Here is a 19426-nt window from a genome sequence, read left to right as displayed (position 1 = left end):
ATTGATGCACCCACACCATACAAGCCACGGTTAACGTGGCTTTTTATTGTCCTTGATGCGCTTGTTCATGCTTCAATAGTTCATCATAGGTTAGCCAGTACTTAGGATCTTGCAGGGGGGTTTCTGGGGGCAACAATGGGTTGTGTAGTTCGATCACTTCACGGCCATGAAAGCGCACAAGCTTCAAAGCTTCTTGGTGAATTTCGTGACTTAGTAACATCTGTTTAAGCTCCCCTGAGCTCGCCATCTCCTTGAGTCCCTGTTCCAATCGCTCTGCCAGCAATTTGTTTTCTCGACCCACAAAAAAATAGGTAGCGGCGGGATAGTAAAGCAGCCATTTACCCTCCACCACTAAATTGTCGTCTTTGTTTACCCGTTCTAACTCACGCCCTACCTCTGTCACGCCTCTTGGAAAGTAATCAAAATTACTGCCTCCGAGAAGTGCATACATTTTGTCTCGCCAACTCACGCCATGCACTTGAAAGCCATTGGCCCTCAATATTTTAATATCAGGCCAATCATGCCCTTGTATCGCAAGTAGCTTTTTCAATTCGTAAGGATCGTCAATCTGAGCAAAACGTTGTTGTTCAGCTTTTCTAATCACAAAGACACGATAGCCAATAAGCCCCATCACGATTGGCACCCTCACTGGAAGAGCTCTATTTTCACGCTCGGTGGACGTCATTGCCCACATGACATCAATTTCTTTACTCGCCAACGCCCTGAGCTGACGACCTTGTAACATCGGCGTATGCAACGGCTGGAGCTCAAATGGCCCATATCTTTCTTCTGTTAATTCCAACACCCGCTCTAGCAAAGCAACAACATAGCTCTCATTGTCTGCATCGGTCGCATAAAATGGATCGATGTAACGCACTATCGTAGTTGCATGTGCAACATTGATAAAAAGACAGCTAAAAAGCACTAAGCAGCAGCGAATCATGGACTTATTTCTTTAATTTATGTGTATCAAGTGTAGGCTGCGCTACCCTATTCAGCCACTCAAATTTCGTCGCTGAAATAGGTAATTATCCAATTTAAATAAAGACTTAGACAGTGAGGCAGGAGAGGAACCTGTAAGTTCGGCGACCATCATACTTGGCGCTAGAACGGTCTCGTTTAATATGTATTTTGCAACAAGTCGTCTAACGACAGCCAATAGTTTGGAATGAGTGTGGGGGTTTGATCTGGCAACAATGGATTATCCAAATTAACCATAGTGCGGCTTTGCAAGTTGAGTATTTGCAATCCTTGATGATGGGAGGGGTGCGTTAACAGCATGCTTCTCAGCTCTCCTGACTCGAGCATTTTTGTCAGCCCAGCCTCCAAGCGCTGTGCAAGCTTCTCATTGTCCTTATGGACGAAAAAGTACATTGCAGCCGGATACTTTAGCAGCCACTTATCTTCTAAAATAAAGTGACCACCTTGGTTGAAAAAAGACAACTCTTGGCCGATTTCCAATATCCCTCTTGGAAAGTAATCGAACTGCTTCCCCCCCAACAACGAATACATACTGTTATGCCAGCTTACAGCTTCAACTAAAAAACCATTGGCCTTCATAATTTCAATGTCAGGCCAGTCATGACCTAATAAGGCTGTTTCTTTTTTTAGTTGCTCGGATGTACTGAGTGCGGCGAATTTGCTCTTATCTGATTCCTTGATCACCAACACGCGGTAACCAATTAGCCCCATTGTGAGAGGGATTCTTATTGCTCTGGCGCGATTTTCCCGCTCCCGCGAAGTCATCGACCACATCACATCTATTTGGTCATTCTCAAGTGACCGAAATTGCCGACCTTGCAACATGGGCACGTTAATAGGCTCTAGTTCAACTACTCCAAATTCAGCTTCAGCGAGCGCCAAAGAGCGTTTAAAAACTTGCAGATAATAGCTATTTTCAGGATCTTCATTACCAAAAAAGGGAGCAACATAACGCACGCTCTGGGCATGACAGAGGGAACAGCAGAACGCGAAAAGAAATAGATAGACTGGCTTCATGGACTATTTTACGGCTACGTTATTAGCTCTAAGTGTAGTGAGTAAACTAAGGGATTACCAATGACGCTAAAATCAGCGTTCTTATAGGTAACTTAAGTGACCTTGTAGCGATAGTTGTTCAACATACAATTTTTCTAATTCCCACGGGTGGCGTTTCCAGCCCTCAAAGCCAAACCCAACAATGTGAACGTGGTAACCCATAGACACAAAATGATTGATAGCAAGCGCACCCGAGCTAGGCCAGCGCGGCGTATGCTCCGGCTTGCCTAAACCTAAGAGATAGATGAGAAGGTTTTCTCGGCTACACCGTGATATACGCGATTTTGATTGCGCTTGAGCATATTTAACCAGCAAGCTGGCGCCATAATCTAGGTTGCTTTGTCGTCTGATAGCTTTATAGAACCCCTGACTGAATCGATTAGGTACAGGGTCAGTAATCATCACATGTTCTAACAGACAGGGGGCTATAACTGCAGCCTGATTCGCTAAGCGCTGAGCTTGCTTGCCCCGCCCTGTTAACCACAAGTCTGTGCATTTTGTACCGAGGTGTTTGGGCAATCCCGCGCAATGATTAAAACGAACAACTCGGTCAAAGCTGTCGACTTGCTCGGCGAGTTCTTTTTCAATGGGCGCGTTGCCAATGATCAAAACACGAGATGAAGAATGGCGCATGCAGGAAGGCAAGAGGACACTATCATAGTGCCAATGTTAAACGGTGTTGTTTATGAAAGGCAGATGACAAAAAGCCCCAGCAAGTGCCGGGGCTTTTTAGGTCCGAATAGACTTAATTAAAAATTAAGCTTTCTTTGGACGCTCAACAACGTCTACTAAAGTCCAAGACTTAGTCTTAGAGATAGGAGCACACTCACGAATAGTAACTGTGTCGCCTTCTAAAGCAGTGTTGTTTTCATCATGTACGTGCAACTTAGTAGTACGCTTCATGAATTTACCGTATACCGGGTGCTTCACGTAACGTGCCACAGCAACAGTGAAAGACTTGTCCATCTTGTCGCTGATTACACGGCCTTGTAGAGTACGGATCTTATCGCTCATTATGCACCTGCCTTCTGGTTAATAACCGTTTTAACACGCGCGATATCGCGACGTACTTTACGTAGCAAATGAGATTGAGCTAGCTGACCAGTGCTTGCTTGCATGCGCAGGTTAAACTGCTCACGAAGAAGCTCAATAAGTTCAGCGTTAAGCTCTTCTACGCTTTTATCTTTAAGTTCGCTAGCTTTCATTACATCACCGTCCGAGTTACAAAAGTGGTTTTGAATGGTAATTTACGAGACGCTAGGTTGAATGCTTCACGAGCAAGCTCTTCTGAAACACCTTCCATTTCGTAAAGTACTTTACCAGGCTGAATTTCAGCAACCCAGTATTCAACAGAACCTTTACCTTTACCCATACGAACTTCAAGCGGCTTGTTTGTGATTGGCTTGTCTGGGAATACACGGATCCAGATTTTACCTTGACGCTTGATGTGACGTGTCATAGCACGACGAGCTGCTTCGATTTGACGAGCTGTCATACGGCCACGGCCAGTAGCCTTAAGACCGAAAGCACCGAAGCTTACTTTGTTACCGTTTTGCGCAAGACCACGGTTGCGGCCTTTGTGCATCTTACGGAATTTTGTACGTTTTGGCTGTAACATTACTCGCTACTCCTACTTAGCACTTTTCTTGGCTTTCTTCGGGCCACGTTTAGCAGGCTTCTCTTGCTCTTGTACTAGTGGAAGACCACCAATAACTTCGCCTTTGAAGATCCATACTTTAACACCGATGATGCCGTAAGTGGTTGAAGCTTCAGAAGTTGCGTAATCGATATCAGCACGTAGAGTGTGTAGAGGTACACGACCTTCACGGTACCACTCAGAACGTGCGATTTCTGCGCCGCCTAGACGACCGCTTACTTCAACTTTGATACCTTTTGCACCAAGGCGCATTGCATTTTGTACCGAACGCTTCATAGCGCGACGGAACATAACACGACGCTCTAGCTGTGACGCAATACCGTCAGCTACTAGTTGTGCATCAAGTTCTGGCTTACGTACTTCCGCAATATTGATTTGCGCAGGTACACCAGCGATCTTTGTTACAGCTTGACGTAGCTTTTCAACGTCTTCGCCTTTTTTACCGATAACAACACCAGGACGAGCTGTGTGAATTGTTACACGGATAGATTTTGCTGGGCGCTCGATAACGATTTTAGCCACAGAAGCGTTCTTAAGTTCCTTAGTAAGGTAAGAACGTACTTTGTGATCGCCAAAAAGCTGCTCAGAGTAATCTTTTGTATTCGCGTACCAGGTAGAAACCCAAGGTTTAGAGATACCTAGGCGAATACCAGTAGGATGAACTTTTTGTCCCATTACTTATATCTCCTAGTTATCCGAAACCACAACAGTGATGTGGCTTGTACGCTTAAGGATGCGATCAGCGCGTCCTTTAGCACGAGGCATGATGCGTTTCATTGTAGGACCTTCGTCTACAAATACTTTCGCTACTACAAGCTCATCAATGTCAGCACCTTCGTTGTGCTCCGCATTCGCGATAGCAGACTCAAGTACTTTCTTAACTAATGCAGCCGCTTTCTTAGGGCTGTACGCCAGGATTTCTAGGGCGCGATCTACCGGTAGTCCACGGATTTGGTCTGCAACTAGACGTGCTTTTTGCGCCGAACCAGAGGCGAATTTGTGTTTAGCTAATGCTTCCATCATAACCTCCGATTAACGTTTCTTAGCTTTCTTATCAGCAGCGTGGCCGCGATAAGTACGTGTAGGTGCGAATTCACCCAGTTTGTGACCGATCATTTCGTCTGTGACAAACACAGGAACGTGCTGACGACCATTATGGACAGCGATGGTCAATCCGATCATGTTAGGTATGATCATTGAACGACGGCTCCAAGTTTTAATTGGCTTCTTGTCACCGCTTTCCAACGCTTTCTCTACCTTCTTCAGCAAGTGCAGGTCAATAAAAGGACCTTTCTTGAGAGAACGTGGCATGGCTATTCCTCAACTATTATTTAGTACGACGACGTACGATGAACTTATCAGTACGCTTGTTCTTACGAGTCTTGTAACCTTTGGTTGGTACGCCCCATGGAGATACAGGGTGACGACCACCAGAAGTACGACCTTCACCACCACCGTGCGGGTGATCTACCGGGTTCATGGCAACACCACGAACTGTCGGACGGATACCACGCCAGCGGTTTGCACCAGCTTTACCTAGTGAACGTAGCATGTGCTCAGCATTACCTACTTCACCTAGTGTTGCGCGACAGTCAGCTAGTACTTTACGAACTTCGCCTGAACGAAGACGTAGAGTCACGTATTGACCTTCACGTGCTAGGATTTGTACGTAAGCGCCTGCAGAACGTGCAATCTGTGCACCTTTGCCAGGCTTAAGCTCTACGTTGTGTACAGTCGAACCTACAGGCATATTGCGCATAGGTAAGGTGTTACCAGCTTTGATTGGTGCATCAACACCAGACTGGATTTGATCACCTGCTTTAAGACCCTTTGGAGCGATGATGTAACGACGCTCACCGTCTGCATAACAAACCAACGCGATGTTCGCGCTACGGTTTGGATCATACTCTAGACGCTCTACTTTAGCTGGAATGCCATCTTTAGTGCGTTTAAAGTCAATTACACGGTAATGATGCTTGTGACCACCACCGATATGACGAACCGTGATACGACCTTTGTTGTTACGACCACCGGTTTTAGAGTTCTTCTCTAGAAGCGGAGCGTATGGCTTACCCTTGTGTAGATCAGGGTTAACCACTTTAACGACGTGACGACGACCCGCAGAAGTTGGTTTACACTTTTGAAGTGCCATAATTCTAACTCCCCTTATTACTCGGCGCCGCCGACAAAGTCTAGCTCGCTACCTTCTTTAAGAGTAACGTAGGCTTTCTTCCAGTCGCTACGACGACCGAAACGCATACCAGTACGCTTTGTTTTACCCTTAACATTTAGTGTGCGAACACCAGTTACTTCTACTTCGAAAAGCTTTTCTACAGCTGCTTTAACGTCAGCTTTAGTTGCATCTTTAAGTACTTTGAAAACAATCGTGTTGTTATCTTCAGCAGATACAGTGCTCTTCTCAGAGATGTGTGGAGCAAGGATTACTTTTAAAAGACGTTCTTCACGGATCATGCTAGCGCCTCCTCAAGTTGCTTTACAGCACCCTTAGTCATAACAACCTTATCGAAAGCGATTAGGCTTACTGGGTCGATGCCAGCTACGTCACGTACGTCAACCTTGTATAGGTTGCGAGCAGCAAGGAATAGATTCTCTTCTACTTCTTCTGTCACGATTAGTACGTCTTTAAGCTCAAGCTCTTTAAGCTTAGCTACAAGTGCTTTAGTCTTAGGAGCTTCGATACCGAAGTTCTCAACTACAACTAAACGCTCTTGACGAACAAGCTCAGATAAGATGCTCTTGATCGCACCGCGATACATCTTACGGTTAACTTTTTGGCTGTGATCTTGCGGCTTAGCTGCAAAAGTCACACCACCGCTGCGCCAGATTGGGCTACGGATTGTACCAGCACGTGCACGGCCAGTACCTTTTTGACGCCATGGCTTCTTACCGCCACCGCTTACTTCAGAACGTGTCTTCTGAGCTTTAGTACCTTGACGAGCACCTGCTGCGTAAGCAACAACTACTTGGTGTACTAATGCTTCGTTAAACTCACGTCCAAAAGTAGCTTCGGAAACTTCAAGAGCGCCTGAAGCGTCTTTAATTGCTAATTCCATCACTAAATCTCCAGGACTTATGCTTTAACAGCTGGTTTAACGATAACGTCACCGCCGATAGCGCCAGGTACTGCACCTTTAACTAGAAGCAGGTTTCGCTCAGCGTCAACACGAACTAGTTCAAGGTTTTGAGTCGTTACACGCTCAGCACCCATGTGACCGGCCATTTTCTTACCTTTAAACACCTTACCAGGTGATTGGTTTTGACCGATTGAACCAGGAGCACGGTGAGACAATGAGTTACCGTGAGTCGCGTCTTGCATGCTGAAATTCCAGCGCTTAACACCACCTTGGAAACCTTTACCTTTAGAAGTACCAGTAACGTCAACTTTGCTCACTTCGTTGAATACTTCAACAGTGATTTCGTTACCAACTTCGAAGTCGCCTTCACCGCCATTTAGACGGAATTCCCACAGACCGCGACCCGCTTCAACGCCAGCTTTAGCGAAGTGACCCGCTGCTGGTTTGTTTACACGGCTAGCTTTTTTCTCGCCTGCGGTTACTTGAAGCGCGTTATAACCGTCTGTTGCGTCAGATTTGATCTGCGTAACACGGTTAGGAGTCGCTTCGATAACTGTCACAGGGATAGATACGCCATCTTCAGTGAAGATGCGAGTCATACCCACTTTACGACCGACTAGACCTAATGCCATTTTCCTAAAACCTCTCTAATCTTCCGATTAACCCAGGCTGATTTGAACATCAACACCAGCAGCAAGGTCTAGGCGCATAAGAGCGTCTACAGTCTTGTCTGTTGGTTCTACGATGTCGATCAGACGTTTGTGGGTGCGGATCTCGTATTGATCACGCGCGTCTTTGTTAACGTGCGGAGAAATCAATATCGTGAAACGTTCTTTGCGTGTAGGAAGTGGGATTGGACCACGAACCTGAGCACCTGTGCGTTTCGCTGTTTCCACAATTTCCGCCGTTGATTGGTCAATCAAACGGTGGTCAAAAGCTTTTAGGCGAATGCGAATGCGTTGATTTGACATTCTAAAACCTCAATAAAAAGAGCATTTAAAAAGAGCATAAAAAAACACCCGAAACTTACTTACTACTAAGAAGTCGGTTGTCCTTTCATTTTCTACCATTGAACTCCAAATCGGAGTTCCTGTTTATGCTTGAAATCCAAGCTATATCTATCTTTCAGAGTCCTTGGTGAGACACCTAAGGCAAAGAAAGTCTGCGTATTATAGAGATATTGGTGATAAATGCAACAGTTTTTTACGGAAGGACTTACAAAGTAAGGGGATACACTGAGCGAGGTACAACGGACAAGGGAGATGCATCAACAGTGTAAATCCTATTTACTCACCACCCTTGTCCACTGCAGCAGGGTGCCTAGTCCCAGGGATACGACTAAATACCGAGCTCGGTGCTGTTGTGACAGACTATGGTCGTAATTATCCAGACACATAACTGACATAACGCTTAAAGCTAGGTTACTTTATGAGCGCTCAAATTTTAACCCCCGAAATACGGGTTCTGCATGAGAGTTTTTAAAGTTGCTTTGGCTTCACACATAAAGAGTCAATGGTCAGTCCAGTTATAAGTTGGTATCATTTACGACCCTTTTTGTGTTTTCTTATCCATTACCAGCAAGGTAAATACACCTTGGTAATGTGCTTAAGTGAGTGATTCTGAATGAGAATAGTAAATCGCGGCATCGACTTTTTAGCGCGATGTTTAAATGCCATTTGTGTTAAATCCAAGGTATTGCCACACCAGCCCGTTGCTGACTTCCAACTTGATGTCACGGTGCCTACCTTTTATATCGGCCGTTTGAATTCGCGAACAGATATCGCCGCGCTGGCGAAAGTGTGCAGAAAGCTGGGCTTACCAGACCCAACACAAGAGCAAGAACTAGAGGGTGCTGAGCTACCTCGCTTTATTGGTATTCAAAATCCACCGCCTTTATTTGGTAATAAAAGCCGCCCAAGTTGTGCACTGAGCCAAGGTAAAGAAATCTTTGACTCTTTAGCACGTGCGCCAGAGCAAAAAATCCAAGTGGTGCCAGTGACCATCTTGTGGGGGCGTAATCCAGGTAAAGAAAAGCCGGGTTTGAGCACGCTTATTTCTCATTCACTCACGCCAAGCTGGTTCCGCAAGATTTTCGTGGTCCTGTTTTCTGGGCGCGATAACCTCATTCGCTTTAGCCAGCCGTTGGATTTAGCCAAGCTGGTTGAAGGACGCACAGATAAAGAAGAACTCCCGCATAAGCTAGTACGCGTTGCCCGCGTGCACTTCCGTCGTCAAAAACTGGCGGCAACGGGCCCGAAATTGCCATCACGCGAAGCGTTGTTCAATTCGCTATTGGCGTCGCCAACCATTAAAAAAGCCATTGCGGATGAAGCAAAATCGAAGGGATTAAGCCACGAAGAGGCGCGCCAAAATGCGCTCGACCTGCTAGATGAAATCGCCGCCAACTACTCCGACGCCATGGTGCGCGTTGCTGACCGCATTCTTACATGGCTGTGGAACAAACTGTATAACGGCATTGATGTGCGCTATGCCGACCAAGTGCGCGAGCTTACCGACAAAGGTCATGAGATCATTTATGTACCGTGTCACCGCAGCCACATGGACTACTTATTACTCACCTATGTGATTTACCATCAAGGTTTAGTGCCGCCCCACATTGCTGCAGGCATTAATCTCGATTTCTTCCCTGCTGGGCCGATATTCCGTCGCAGCGGCGCCTTCTTTATTCGTCGCTCCTTTAGTGGCAATAAACTATATTCAGCGGTATTCAAAGAGTACTTAAGCCAGTTATTCATCAAAGGCTATTCCGTGAAGTTCTACACGGAAGGCGGCCGCAGCCGCACAGGGCACTTGCTGCCGCCTAAGACAGGTATGCTGGCAATGACTTTACAAGCCATGCTGCGTGGTATCGACCGCCCTATTTCCATCGTCCCCGTGTACATTGGTTATGAGCATGTGATGGAAATTAACACCTACCTCAAAGAACTGGCGGGTGATAATAAGAAGAACGAATCTGTATTCGGTGTATTCAAAGCCATTAAAAACTTGAAGAACTATGGCCGCGGTAACCTCAACTTCGGCACACCTATTAATGTTAACCAGTTCCTCAATGAACATCAGCCTGATTGGCGTGACGCCATTCACCCAACCGACGCGCAAAAACCAGCATGGCTAGGCTCACAAGTGAGCAAGTTAGCTGATGAAATCATGGTCAACATTAACAGCGCGGCCGCGGTTAACTCGGTTAACCTATTAGCGACTATTTTACTTACCAATGATCAGTTTGCGCTAAGTAAAGTGCAGCTGCTTGAGCAAATGCGCTTTTACCTACGCATGCTAGAAGATGCGCCATTAAGTGAGCACGTGACCTTGCCAGAGCAAAGCGCAGAAGAACTGCTTGAGCATGCGCTAACACTGAACAAGTTCGATGTAATGAACGACCAGTTCGGCGACATCATCGCCATCACCGAAAAAGAGCGCACCTTGTTCAACTATTATCGCAATAACGTGCTGCACCTGTTTGCGGTGCCAAGCGTCGTTGCCCAGCAGCTGTTCAAAAACCACCGCATCACACGCAGCGAGTGTAAGGCGCAGATTAAACGCCTTTACCCATTGTTTGCCAAAGAGTGGTTTTTGCTGGAATTAAGCGATGACTACATCGACAACATTCTTGCTAGCTTTGCCGAACAAGGCCTGATCCGTGCAGACGGCGAACAGCTTGAGGTGCTCAAAGAAGGCGACAACCAAGCTACGCTAGAAATGTTGGGTAAAGTGGTGCACCACACCTTGCTACGCTACGCCCTGGTCATTGGTTTGCTGAGTGAAGACAAAAAGCTCAGCCCATCAGAGCTGGAGAAAGAAAGTACCGCAGTGGCCCAGCGCCTAGGCACCTTACATGGCATTAAGAGCCCAGAGTTCTTCGACAAGAAAGTACTCGCCGCGTTTATCGCTAACCTCCGTGAAGAGAAACTGATTGAGAAATGTGATGACAACACGCTAGTGCACAGCGAGGCGCTGCATATTGTTAATGAGGATTTGCATCAGTTGCTGCCAGCACGTATTTGGCAGTCTATTAGTGATACAGTGGCGGCCACGCGATAAGTCGCGTTTGCCTTTGAAGGTTGTCGGGCCGCCGACTATGGTGGTTTGTAGGTCGGTGCTTTGCGCCGACTGCGATGTTAGTTTTGAAACAGCTTGTCGGTCCGCCGACTTCGGGTCAGAGGAAATGCGCGCCCATTTCCTCTAACAACTCCTAGGGCGCCCCAACATTGCATTCATTCCTCAACGCGATACTCGAAATGAACGTAACCAACATGCACAGCACATCCATATACTGGGCATGTTTTCGCCCGCAATCCCAGCGGGCGATTACTCTTCTCGCATCACGTTTCGGATGCAATGTAAGGGGAATTATTACCGCAACAGCTGAGCCTAAATTTCCTCTTGGCTTGTATTTACAGCTTTACGAATACGCTTAGCGATTAAAATCGGAATGGTTTGATACACCATAAAAAAGCCAAAGCCAATAAAGAATGCACTAACTGCGATCCAGTTGATGAGACTATATAGGCTAGTGCCACCGAGATTTAATGGAATAGAAAATACAACGAACCCGAATATCGAAACGATTACACCAAAAAACATATTGTAGTAAAACGCAATGTTATCAAATGCGCTAATTTCTACGCGGAGTTTTCCATCTTTAACAACGAGTTGATCATTCGCTCTTTTGAATTGTTTGAATGTAATTTCACCTCTCAACTTATCGTGATATTCAAATAAAAGATTGCGCTTAAATTTATCGATACGGATTTTATGAGTTTGGTAGAAATATTCAGATTGAAGTTCATCTTCAAGATGGGATTTTAGATTGTCGCTCAGGCAATCGTCAGAAATTGCATCTTTCAAAAACGCTAATCGTTTTTTCTTTTGTGTATCAATAACTGAAATAATTTTCTCTATGTTAACGATAATAGCGAAAACAACAACTATCGAGGCTAGCCAATATTGCCCACTAGCTATGTAATTCAGAGCCTTATCAATCACGAGTCATCTCCATGTTTACTTCCGCAGAATCTATGGGGTCAAGTCTTGAAGTGTGCATTTGCACAAAGTAATACCTGACCCCATTTTGCATTTCGCTAAGTTAACTATTACGAATTTCTCGAAGCGCTCGCCGAACATCCGTTTCTGCGTCATCTAGCTCTCGTAACGCACGATCTATGTCATGTTGCGTATAACCCGCGCTCCGCCTAGCACTCTGTAGAGAAGAAGCAGCATCTTCTATTGCATTTAACACACGTTTCAAACGTCGCTCTAAATCCATTATTATCTCCGAGTTCCACACTTAATTACTTAATTTGTATATCCATGAGTCCTTCATATATATCACGCCACCTTTCAGGAATATCGTCATATGTACTCCCCCACTTGTTAGTCTCTATAAATGCACGATATGGCTTATCAGACGAAGGTGGTGGATAATCAAGAATATCCTCCATACACCTTTCCAGAACAAATAAGTTACTATCATTATCCAAAGCAGCACGAATGGGCTCATTGTGAACAACTGCACCTTTAACTCCTGAATCAGAGTCATGCATTACCACAGGTTCAATTCCTACAGCCTTAAGGTAAAGAATTAGAGATTTTAACACTGGCTTCCCACGCCCTTTAATTACCTCGCAGTTTCCAATGACCTTGTCATGTATAGGTTTAGGCAAGCGCTTTGTTGTTTCTCTAATGACGATATCTTCAGTATCTCCCTCAACTAAAATCGTCCGGTTACTAAAAAATGCTCTTGCTACATAATCATCAATCTTCAATATCATTTTTACATATGATTTATCATCACCTTGTAACTGATTAAATGCTTTAGAAACTGAAAAATTAGTTGTTGTACTGCCAACTCGCTCTTTAGTAAACCTAATTAGATTTTGCCTAGGCTTTTTCGACAAATCGATCATGTAAGGTGAATGAGTTGAAGCCACAATCTGCGAGTTCGAGCTAACTAAATCATAAATAGTATTACGCATTTGATTTGCAGCAGAGGGGTGGAGAAAAATTTCAGGTTCCTCGAAGCCAATAATTAATCCTCGCTCATTTTCAATTCCTCTTTGCTCTTCCCATATTTTTCTGAAGCGCAGTAGGCTAAAAACGGCTGAGCGAATCATCCCTGTACCCTGGCTCTCTACAGGTGTTTTTATATTACTTTCCATCTCAATAGTAAATTGAGGTACGAGGACATCATCAGGGTTAGTTAAATTCGCATTGACATGTACACTAGATTCAGGGAACACAGTACACATAACATCATTGAGCTGTTCTAGCATTTGCCCAAAGTCTGAATCTTTATCTTGGGGATCAAGCTCTGTAGCTAAACTATTAAGATAAATTTGAGCTTGCTCATAATTTTGCGAATTATCTCGAACTTCTTTGAATAGTTCTTTGAGGGTTTTTTGTAAAGTGCCGCTAGGTTTAGATAGCTCATACTCTCCAGCTTCTGCAGGAATCAATAAATATCTGGGTAAACGACTAAGGACATTGCCTGGTATACCACCAGGGTTTTTAAAAAACGTTTCGTTCTCAGTTAGATCCCAAATTTCATCAATGTAATCTAATTTTTCTTTTAGCTTAGATGAAATAGTACCTGAACTTTTATCAAATGCCTCCAAAACTATATTCTCTGAAATACCAAGTTGAATGAGATCTTCTATCTTTTTAACTGATGAAAAATCTTCTTTTAGAACGCGCTCATAAGCTTTTAGAAATTGAACAGGTGGCTTTCCAGGCTCCCACTCTTTCTTATATATTATTGAAACCCCTGACTCATCAACACTTTCATCAATTGCATAGGTATATGTTCTCCCTTTAAATCCTCGCCATTGTTTAGACTCTTCACTAACATTTCTGAACTCAGCCGTCATTACGACCTTTTCCGTAGCTATTGTGCTACCTCCTGAATCTTCGTCCTTTTCAGAGTAAAAATCTTCGATGGCAATTTGTTTGTTACTTAAAAGGTGAGCGATTGCTTTCAGCAGCGAGCTTTTACCACAGTTGTTTTGACCAATTAAAAAAGTTGCCTCATTAAACTCAACGTCTACATCAACTAGCCTTTTAAACCCTTGAACCCTTAATTTATGAAGGTACATACACCATCCTTGTTGGTTTGCAGTGAAGATCAAGAAAAATCTATCAATTATTGGGGCGCGTTTTTAGTTAAGGAAGTTACCTATGAACTAAAAACCAGATCTAATTTTATTAAGAAACAACAATAAGTTATCAAGTTTTTTGATTACAAGCTATTACAGCAAAGTTTAGCCAAATCAAGTCACACCAATCTGGCAGGTTTCCCCTTCCCCGTTTTGATTCGCGCAGGAGAAATCGGCTTTTGTTGTGGAGTGTGTTGTTGATAGCGAGGCACGACGCCGAGCTAGATTTACCAGTACATGGATGTGCTGTTAAATCGCATCAACGACTAAGCGGAGCGTTTAACAAAAACCTGAGTTCGGAAGCAATTGCGAGTCACGGGCGCCCTAGGAGTTGTTAGAGGAAATGGGCGCGCATTTCCTCTGACCCGAGGTCGGCGGTCCGACATTAATTTACTTTGAAGACCTGAGTTAGAGGAGTGCAAGCAATTCGTCCCTGAAGCTGTATTCCTGTTCGTGACGAAGTTACGGCATTCATGCCTCCACCTCCTCGCGCTGCGAAGCGGTGCTTCGGTCCCTCGTCGCCCACCGCGACAAGATCTATCATACTAGCGCTATTGTCGGCGCAGAGCACCGACCTACAAAAACCGCCACAGTCGGCGGCTCGACTAGAGCCATTACCTTTCGCGCATGACACCTTCTTGAATGGTGGAAGCGACCAACTCCCCTGCACGGTTAAAGAACTGTCCGCGCACTAGGCCACGGCCGCCGCTGGCACTTGGACTGTCCACACTATAGAGCATCCATTCATCCATGCGGAATGGGCGATGGAACCACATGGCGTGGTCGATAGTAGCGACCTGCATTTTCGGGTGCATAAACGATTTGCCGTGCGGCTGCAGTGCGGTTGGTAAAAACTCAAAGTCAGACGCGTAGGCCAACAGGTAATTGTGAATGCGTTGGTCATCAGGCATCTCACCATTAGCCTTAAACCAGATGTGCTTTACTGGCTCTGCAACTTGCGGATTAAATGGATTTTGAAAGTTCACAGGGCGCATATCAATGGGCTTTTCGCTAATAAATTTATTACGAATTGGCTCGGGAATTTGGTGCGCATGCTCTTGGTAGAACTCCAATGCTGAGCGTAACCCCTCGGGTGCAGGCACATCCGGCATTGGTGTTTGGTGCTCCAACCCTTGGGACTCGCCCGAGAATGACGCTGTCATGTAGAAAATCGGTTTACCGTATTGAATTGCACTGACGCGACGCGTGCTGAGGCTTTTGCCATCGCGAATATTTTCAACATCATACACAATCGGTCTTGAGGCATCGCCCGGGCGTAAAAAGTACGAGTGCAATGAGTGAACGACACGCCCTTCAGGCAAGGTTTCCTTTGCGGCTGAAAGCGCTTGACCCATTACTTGGCCACCAAATACGGCTTTAAAGCCGAGGTCTTGGCTGGCACCACGATACAAACCGAGTTCGATTTCTTCTAACTTTAAAAGCGACAGTAAATTATCTAATGCTTGGCTCATTGTGTCCTCATTACCACATTGCAGCTAATACAATGATAATACTATACAATAGCCTTGTTCACATAGTTCAGAGCAGGATAGACAATGGCTTATTGGTTATTAAAAACAGAACCCGACGCGTTTTCATTGGCCGACTTGCAAGCAGCGCCAAACAGCACCACAGTGTGGGACGGCGTGCGTAATTATCAAGCGCGTAATTTTATTCGCGATGGTATGCAGGTGGGCGACAAAGCCTTTATCTATCACTCCAGTTGTAAAGTGCCTGCGATCGTTGGTGTTGCTACGATTTCTAAAGGGCCTTTTGCAGATCCTGCACAATACGATGCCAGCAGCGATTACTATGATCCAAAAGCAACAGCTGATGCGCCGCGTTGGTTTAGTGTGGATGTAAAATACGCCGAGACATTTGCCAAGCCTATTACCTTGCAGCAGATAAAGGCTGACCCAGCAATTGTCGAGCTTGCACTGAAAAAGTCTGGTCGACTCTCGGTGATGCCTGTCACCAATGAAGAGTGGCAATACCTGTACGGCATTGCCAGCAAGTAAGAAAATACGACGGAAATTAATCGCCGTCGATGAAATCGCCTATGCCGCCAAGGATAGAACCTTCACCTTGGCGTGAACCACCTGCTCGGGGCGCATGTTCAAGTACACGGTCCGCTAAGCGCGAGAATGGTAAGCTTTGGATCCACACGGTGCCGTGGCCACGAAGCGTGGTCAGGAATAAACCTTCACCGCCAAAGAACATAGAACGCAGCCCTTTGACCCGTTCAATATCAAACTCGATACCGCCAGTGAAGCCCACCACACAACCTGTGTCTAAGCGCAGTGTTTCACCGTTGAGCTGCTTCTCTACCACAGTGCCGCCTGCATGTGCGAACGCCATGCCGTCACCTTCCAAGCGCTGTAAAATAAATCCTTCACCGCCGAAGAAGCCCGCGCCTAATTTACGTTGAAAAGCAATATTAACTTCCGTTCCCAAAGCTGCACACAAAAACGAGTCTTTTTGTAGGAATACTTGCTCGCCCAATTGCGCCATGTTTAACGGCACTATGGTACCGGGGAAAGGTGCCGCAAAGGCAACGCGTTTCTTACCCATGCCCTGATTGGTAAAGTGCGTCATAAACAGTGATTCACCCGTAATCATGCGCTTACCTGCACTGAATAGCTTACTCATAAAGCCTTGATTAACCTGTGAACCATCTCCCATTTTGGCTTCAAATTGAATGCCATCTTCTAGGTAGTTCATTGCCCCAGCTTCGGCTATCACCGCTTCACCTGGGTCTAATTCCACTTCCACCATCTGCATTGAATGGCCGATAATTTCATAATCCACTTCATGACATCGCATTGTGCTGTCTCCTTTTTCTTGATGTTCCTAGCATGACGCAAATTCGATTTCAACGCACCGCATAAAATGTAAGCAGCTTTTTCAGGATAAAAATGTGCCACTTAGTGGCAGCACTTACCGTCTCGTTGAATGGGTGGGCACTTTACTGTGCCAAAAGAGCAGTAAACACAACAGTCGCCGGGCAGCGGCTTTAACAAAGTGTGGCACGATATGCATTCGTAATAGTACTGACAAGCATCGGTAGGCATGGTTTCTTGCTTTTCAGCCCCACATTCAGGGCAAGTAAGAATAGATTCGAGTATAACCTTATTCATTGATACCTCTAACTCACATTTATTCGCTTATGTCATAGCATGATGGCGTCTAGCTCTTCAATCTTAGTCACGACCGTGGGCTGACGTTTGGATGAGTATAAATCGATCATCTGATAATAAAAAAACACCCAGCTATGCCTTGGACTAGCTGGGTGTTTGGTTGTGCAATTTAGGAAAAGGCGTAAGCCAAATTGGAACTAAAACTGCATTTCAGGAACCTGATCGGGGCATACAAGTTTGCCCTGTGTTTTTTCTTTGATTTCTTCCACACTCACACCCGGCGCACGCTCAAGTAGGTGGAAGGCACCGTCTTTTATTTCTAGCAATGCGAGATCGGTGATCACCTTGTTTATACAACCTACGCCCGTCAGTGGTAGTGAGCATTGGGTCAGCAATTTTGAGTCACCGTGCTTACTCGCATGAGTCATGGTGCAAATAATGTTCTTCGCACCTGCCACCAAATCCATGGCGCCGCCCATGCCTTTGACGAGCTTACCGGGGATCATCCAGCTGGCGATATTGCCGTTTTGGTCCACTTCAAAGGCGCCTAATACGGTAAGGTCAACGTGACCACCACGGATCATGGCAAAGCTCTCTGCTGAGCTAAAAATCGCTGCACCTGTGCGTGCTGTCACGGTTTCTTTGCCTGCGTTAATCATGTCAGCGTCTACTTCTGCCTCGGTTGGGTATTCACCCATTCCCAGCAAACCGTTTTCAGATTGCAACATCACATCGATGCCTTGCGGCACATAGTTAGCTACCAAAGTAGGAATACCAATGCCTAGGTTAACGTAGTAACCATCATGTAATTCTTGCGCTACGCGCTGAGCCATTTGCTCTCGTGTAAGTGCCATGATTTATGCTCCTCGCACTGTGCGTTTTTCAATGCGCTTTTCAAATTGCCCTTTGATGACGCGCTGCACATAAATACCCGGGGTATGAATTTGGCTGGGCTCAAGCTCACCCGGTTCAACAATCTCTTCCGCTTCAACCACGGTGATCTTGCCTGCCGTAGCCGCCATGGGGTTGAAGTTCATCGCTGTGTGGCGATACACACAATTTCCAAAGCGGTCAGCTTTCCATGCTTTAACAATGGCAAAGTCACCAACAATGCTTGGCTCAAGCACATAATCACGACCGTCAAATTGCTTAATGTCTTTACCTTCGGCAACCACAGTACCCACACCTGTCGCGGTGTAAAACGCAGGAATACCCGCGCCACCAGCACGCATTTTTTCCGCCAAGGTGCCTTGTGGGGTGAGTTCCACTTCCAACTCACCATTCAACAACTGCTGTTCAAATAGCGCGTTCTCACCCACGTAAGACGCCACCATTTTTTTGATTTGCTTGTCTTCAAGCAAGATACCCAAACCAAAGCCATCTACGCCACAGTTGTTTGACACTACTGTGAGACCTGTGGTGCCTTTGTGTTTAATTTCTTTGATCAGGCCCTCAGGGATGCCACATAGACCAAACCCACCGGCAATCACGGTCATGTTATCCTCTAACCCCGCCAGCGCCTCTTCGTAGCTGCTTACTACTTTATTAAAACCTGCCATGTTCTCTCCTATTGCGCAGTCCAACCGCCATCAAGGGCGATGGCTTGAGCGGTGATGTTGCGCGCGGCATCCGCCATTAAAAAGTCAACAGTGTGTGCGATTTCATCCAAACCAATAAAGGCTTTTTTCGGCATCGGGGCGAGCATAATGGTGTCGATAACTTGCTGCTCAGAAATACCATGTTGCTTAGCTTGGCTGGCAATTTGCGCCTCCACCAAGGGAGTTTTCACGTACGCTGGACAAATAGTGTTTACGGTAATATCAACATCACCGGTTTCTAACGCCAACACTTTGCCAAGACCAATCAAGCCATGCTTGGCTGACACGTAAGCCGACTTATATTTCGAAGCCACCTGCGCATGAATAGAACCAATATTGATGATGCGGCCAAAGTTCTGCTCGCGCATCGCAGGAAGTACCGCTTTGGTGAGCATGGCAGGGCCATTGAGCAGCACGTCTTGCAGTAGCTGCCATTTATCCAAAGGGTACTCATCCAAACGCTCAACGTGTTGAATACCCGCATTGTTAATAAGCACATCAATGGTTGGTTGGCTTGCCACAAATTCGCCTAGCGAGGCTAGGTCGGCCACATTCAATGCGAACCCTTGAGCACGAATGCCTTGCTCTTTAAGGATGGCGGCTTCGCTGGCTGCACGCTCGCCATCAAGATCGGTTAATAAGATCTCATGACCTTGCTTGCCAAGGTGCTCAGCCACGTAGCGACCAATGCCACTGGCTGCGCCGGTAATTAAAATACGCTTACTCATGT

24 protein-coding genes are annotated in these 19426 nt (G+C 45.8%); 2 read left to right on the top strand and 22 right to left on the bottom strand.

Annotated elements, in window-relative coordinates; translation table 11 throughout:
- Window positions 1–43: 43 nt before the first annotated feature.
- From V1358_RS10350 to rpsJ, 14 genes are all read right to left on the bottom strand, one after another.
- Window positions 44–877 (bottom strand): transporter substrate-binding domain-containing protein, encoded by an 834-nt coding sequence (locus tag V1358_RS10350; protein ID WP_347391351.1) that lies wholly within the window; start codon window positions 875–877, stop codon window positions 44–46.
- 242 nt (window positions 878–1119) lie between these two features.
- Complete coding sequence (locus V1358_RS10345) at window positions 1120–1998, bottom strand: transporter substrate-binding domain-containing protein (RefSeq protein WP_347393509.1); 879 nt, start codon at window positions 1996–1998, stop codon at window positions 1120–1122.
- A gap of 81 nt (window positions 1999–2079) precedes the next feature.
- Window positions 2080–2670 (bottom strand): glycosyltransferase family 29 protein, encoded by a 591-nt coding sequence (locus tag V1358_RS10340; protein ID WP_347393508.1) that lies wholly within the window; start codon window positions 2668–2670, stop codon window positions 2080–2082.
- A 123-nt stretch (window positions 2671–2793) separates the two neighbouring features.
- Complete coding sequence (rpsQ, locus tag V1358_RS10335) at window positions 2794–3051, bottom strand: 30S ribosomal protein S17 (protein WP_347391354.1); 258 nt, start codon at window positions 3049–3051, stop codon at window positions 2794–2796.
- Entirely contained in the window at window positions 3051–3242 is a 192-nt protein-coding gene (gene rpmC, locus V1358_RS10330; RefSeq protein ID WP_105189377.1) for a 50S ribosomal protein L29, read from the bottom strand. Before rpmC ends, rpsQ begins: the two co-directional genes overlap by 1 nt.
- Entirely contained in the window at window positions 3242–3655 is a 414-nt protein-coding gene (gene rplP / locus V1358_RS10325) for a 50S ribosomal protein L16 (RefSeq protein WP_347391355.1), read from the bottom strand. Before rplP ends, rpmC begins: the two co-directional genes overlap by 1 nt.
- 12 nt (window positions 3656–3667) lie before the next feature.
- Window positions 3668–4369 (bottom strand): 30S ribosomal protein S3, encoded by a 702-nt coding sequence (gene rpsC, locus V1358_RS10320; protein ID WP_347391356.1) that lies wholly within the window; start codon window positions 4367–4369, stop codon window positions 3668–3670.
- 12 nt (window positions 4370–4381) lie between these two features.
- Window positions 4382–4714 (bottom strand): 50S ribosomal protein L22, encoded by a 333-nt coding sequence (gene rplV / locus V1358_RS10315; RefSeq protein ID WP_105189398.1) that lies wholly within the window; start codon window positions 4712–4714, stop codon window positions 4382–4384.
- 12 nt (window positions 4715–4726) lie between these two features.
- A complete protein-coding gene (rpsS, locus tag V1358_RS10310) occupies window positions 4727–5005 on the bottom strand; it encodes a 30S ribosomal protein S19 (protein WP_010367084.1) in 279 nt (92 codons plus the stop codon).
- Window positions 5006–5021: 16 nt separating this feature from the next.
- A complete protein-coding gene (gene rplB, locus V1358_RS10305) occupies window positions 5022–5846 on the bottom strand; it encodes a 50S ribosomal protein L2 (protein WP_105189379.1) in 825 nt (274 codons plus the stop codon).
- A gap of 17 nt (window positions 5847–5863) precedes the next feature.
- On the bottom strand, window positions 5864–6166 hold the full coding sequence (gene rplW / locus V1358_RS10300) for a 50S ribosomal protein L23 (protein ID WP_105199951.1): 303 nt from the start codon (window positions 6164–6166) through the stop codon (window positions 5864–5866).
- Complete coding sequence (rplD, locus tag V1358_RS10295; protein WP_105189381.1) at window positions 6163–6768, bottom strand: 50S ribosomal protein L4; 606 nt, start codon at window positions 6766–6768, stop codon at window positions 6163–6165. The genes rplW and rplD overlap by 4 nt, the downstream gene beginning before the upstream one ends.
- 17 nt (window positions 6769–6785) lie before the next feature.
- The gene (gene rplC / locus V1358_RS10290; RefSeq protein WP_105189382.1) at window positions 6786–7421 is read right to left on the bottom strand and encodes a 50S ribosomal protein L3; all 636 of its coding nucleotides are present in this window, start codon (window positions 7419–7421) and stop codon (window positions 6786–6788) included.
- Window positions 7422–7448: 27 nt separating this feature from the next.
- Window positions 7449–7760, bottom strand: coding sequence for a 30S ribosomal protein S10 (rpsJ, locus tag V1358_RS10285; protein ID WP_347391357.1), 312 nt, complete (start codon window positions 7758–7760; stop codon window positions 7449–7451).
- Window positions 7761–8412: 652 nt separating this feature from the next.
- Between rpsJ and plsB the strand changes: the two genes are divergently transcribed.
- Window positions 8413–10851, top strand: a complete 2439-nt coding sequence (gene plsB, locus V1358_RS10280; RefSeq protein WP_347393507.1) for a glycerol-3-phosphate 1-O-acyltransferase PlsB — start codon at window positions 8413–8415, stop codon at window positions 10849–10851.
- A 330-nt stretch (window positions 10852–11181) separates the two neighbouring features.
- Here the strand turns inward: plsB and V1358_RS10275 are convergent, their stop codons facing one another.
- From V1358_RS10275 to tesB, 3 genes are all read right to left on the bottom strand, one after another.
- Window positions 11182–11796 carry a hypothetical protein gene (locus V1358_RS10275; protein WP_347393506.1) on the bottom strand — a complete coding sequence of 205 codons (615 nt, stop codon included), beginning with the start codon at window positions 11794–11796 and terminating at the stop codon, window positions 11182–11184.
- Window positions 11797–12101: 305 nt separating this feature from the next.
- On the bottom strand, window positions 12102–13901 hold the full coding sequence (locus V1358_RS10270) for an ATP-dependent nuclease (RefSeq protein ID WP_347393505.1): 1800 nt from the start codon (window positions 13899–13901) through the stop codon (window positions 12102–12104).
- A gap of 674 nt (window positions 13902–14575) precedes the next feature.
- Entirely contained in the window at window positions 14576–15433 is an 858-nt protein-coding gene (gene tesB / locus V1358_RS10265; protein WP_347391363.1) for an acyl-CoA thioesterase II, read from the bottom strand.
- 84 nt (window positions 15434–15517) lie between these two features.
- Between tesB and V1358_RS10260 the strand changes: the two genes are divergently transcribed.
- On the top strand, window positions 15518–15979 hold the full coding sequence (locus V1358_RS10260; RefSeq protein WP_347393504.1) for an EVE domain-containing protein: 462 nt from the start codon (window positions 15518–15520) through the stop codon (window positions 15977–15979).
- Between the two features lie 16 nt (window positions 15980–15995).
- On the opposite strand, the gene V1358_RS10255 is transcribed toward V1358_RS10260, so the two are convergent.
- From V1358_RS10255 to V1358_RS10235, 5 genes are all read right to left on the bottom strand, one after another.
- Window positions 15996–16784 carry a TIGR00266 family protein gene (locus V1358_RS10255; RefSeq protein ID WP_347391365.1) on the bottom strand — a complete coding sequence of 263 codons (789 nt, stop codon included), beginning with the start codon at window positions 16782–16784 and terminating at the stop codon, window positions 15996–15998.
- Window positions 16785–16885: 101 nt separating this feature from the next.
- The gene (locus V1358_RS10250) at window positions 16886–17098 is read right to left on the bottom strand and encodes a GDCCVxC domain-containing (seleno)protein (RefSeq protein WP_347393503.1); all 213 of its coding nucleotides are present in this window, start codon (window positions 17096–17098) and stop codon (window positions 16886–16888) included.
- Between the two features lie 197 nt (window positions 17099–17295).
- Window positions 17296–17952, bottom strand: a complete 657-nt coding sequence (locus tag V1358_RS10245; RefSeq protein ID WP_347393502.1) for a CoA transferase subunit B — start codon at window positions 17950–17952, stop codon at window positions 17296–17298.
- A 3-nt stretch (window positions 17953–17955) separates the two neighbouring features.
- On the bottom strand, window positions 17956–18657 hold the full coding sequence (locus V1358_RS10240; RefSeq protein ID WP_347393501.1) for a CoA transferase subunit A: 702 nt from the start codon (window positions 18655–18657) through the stop codon (window positions 17956–17958).
- 8 nt (window positions 18658–18665) lie between these two features.
- Entirely contained in the window at window positions 18666–19424 is a 759-nt protein-coding gene (locus V1358_RS10235) for a 3-hydroxybutyrate dehydrogenase (RefSeq protein ID WP_347391369.1), read from the bottom strand.
- Window positions 19425–19426 lie beyond the last annotated feature (2 nt).

Source organism: Pseudoalteromonas pernae (assembly GCF_039831865.1).
In the GTDB taxonomy this organism is placed as follows: Bacteria; Pseudomonadota; Gammaproteobacteria; order Enterobacterales; family Alteromonadaceae; genus Pseudoalteromonas; species Pseudoalteromonas pernae.
This window is presented reverse-complemented; position numbering and strand designations above follow the sequence as displayed.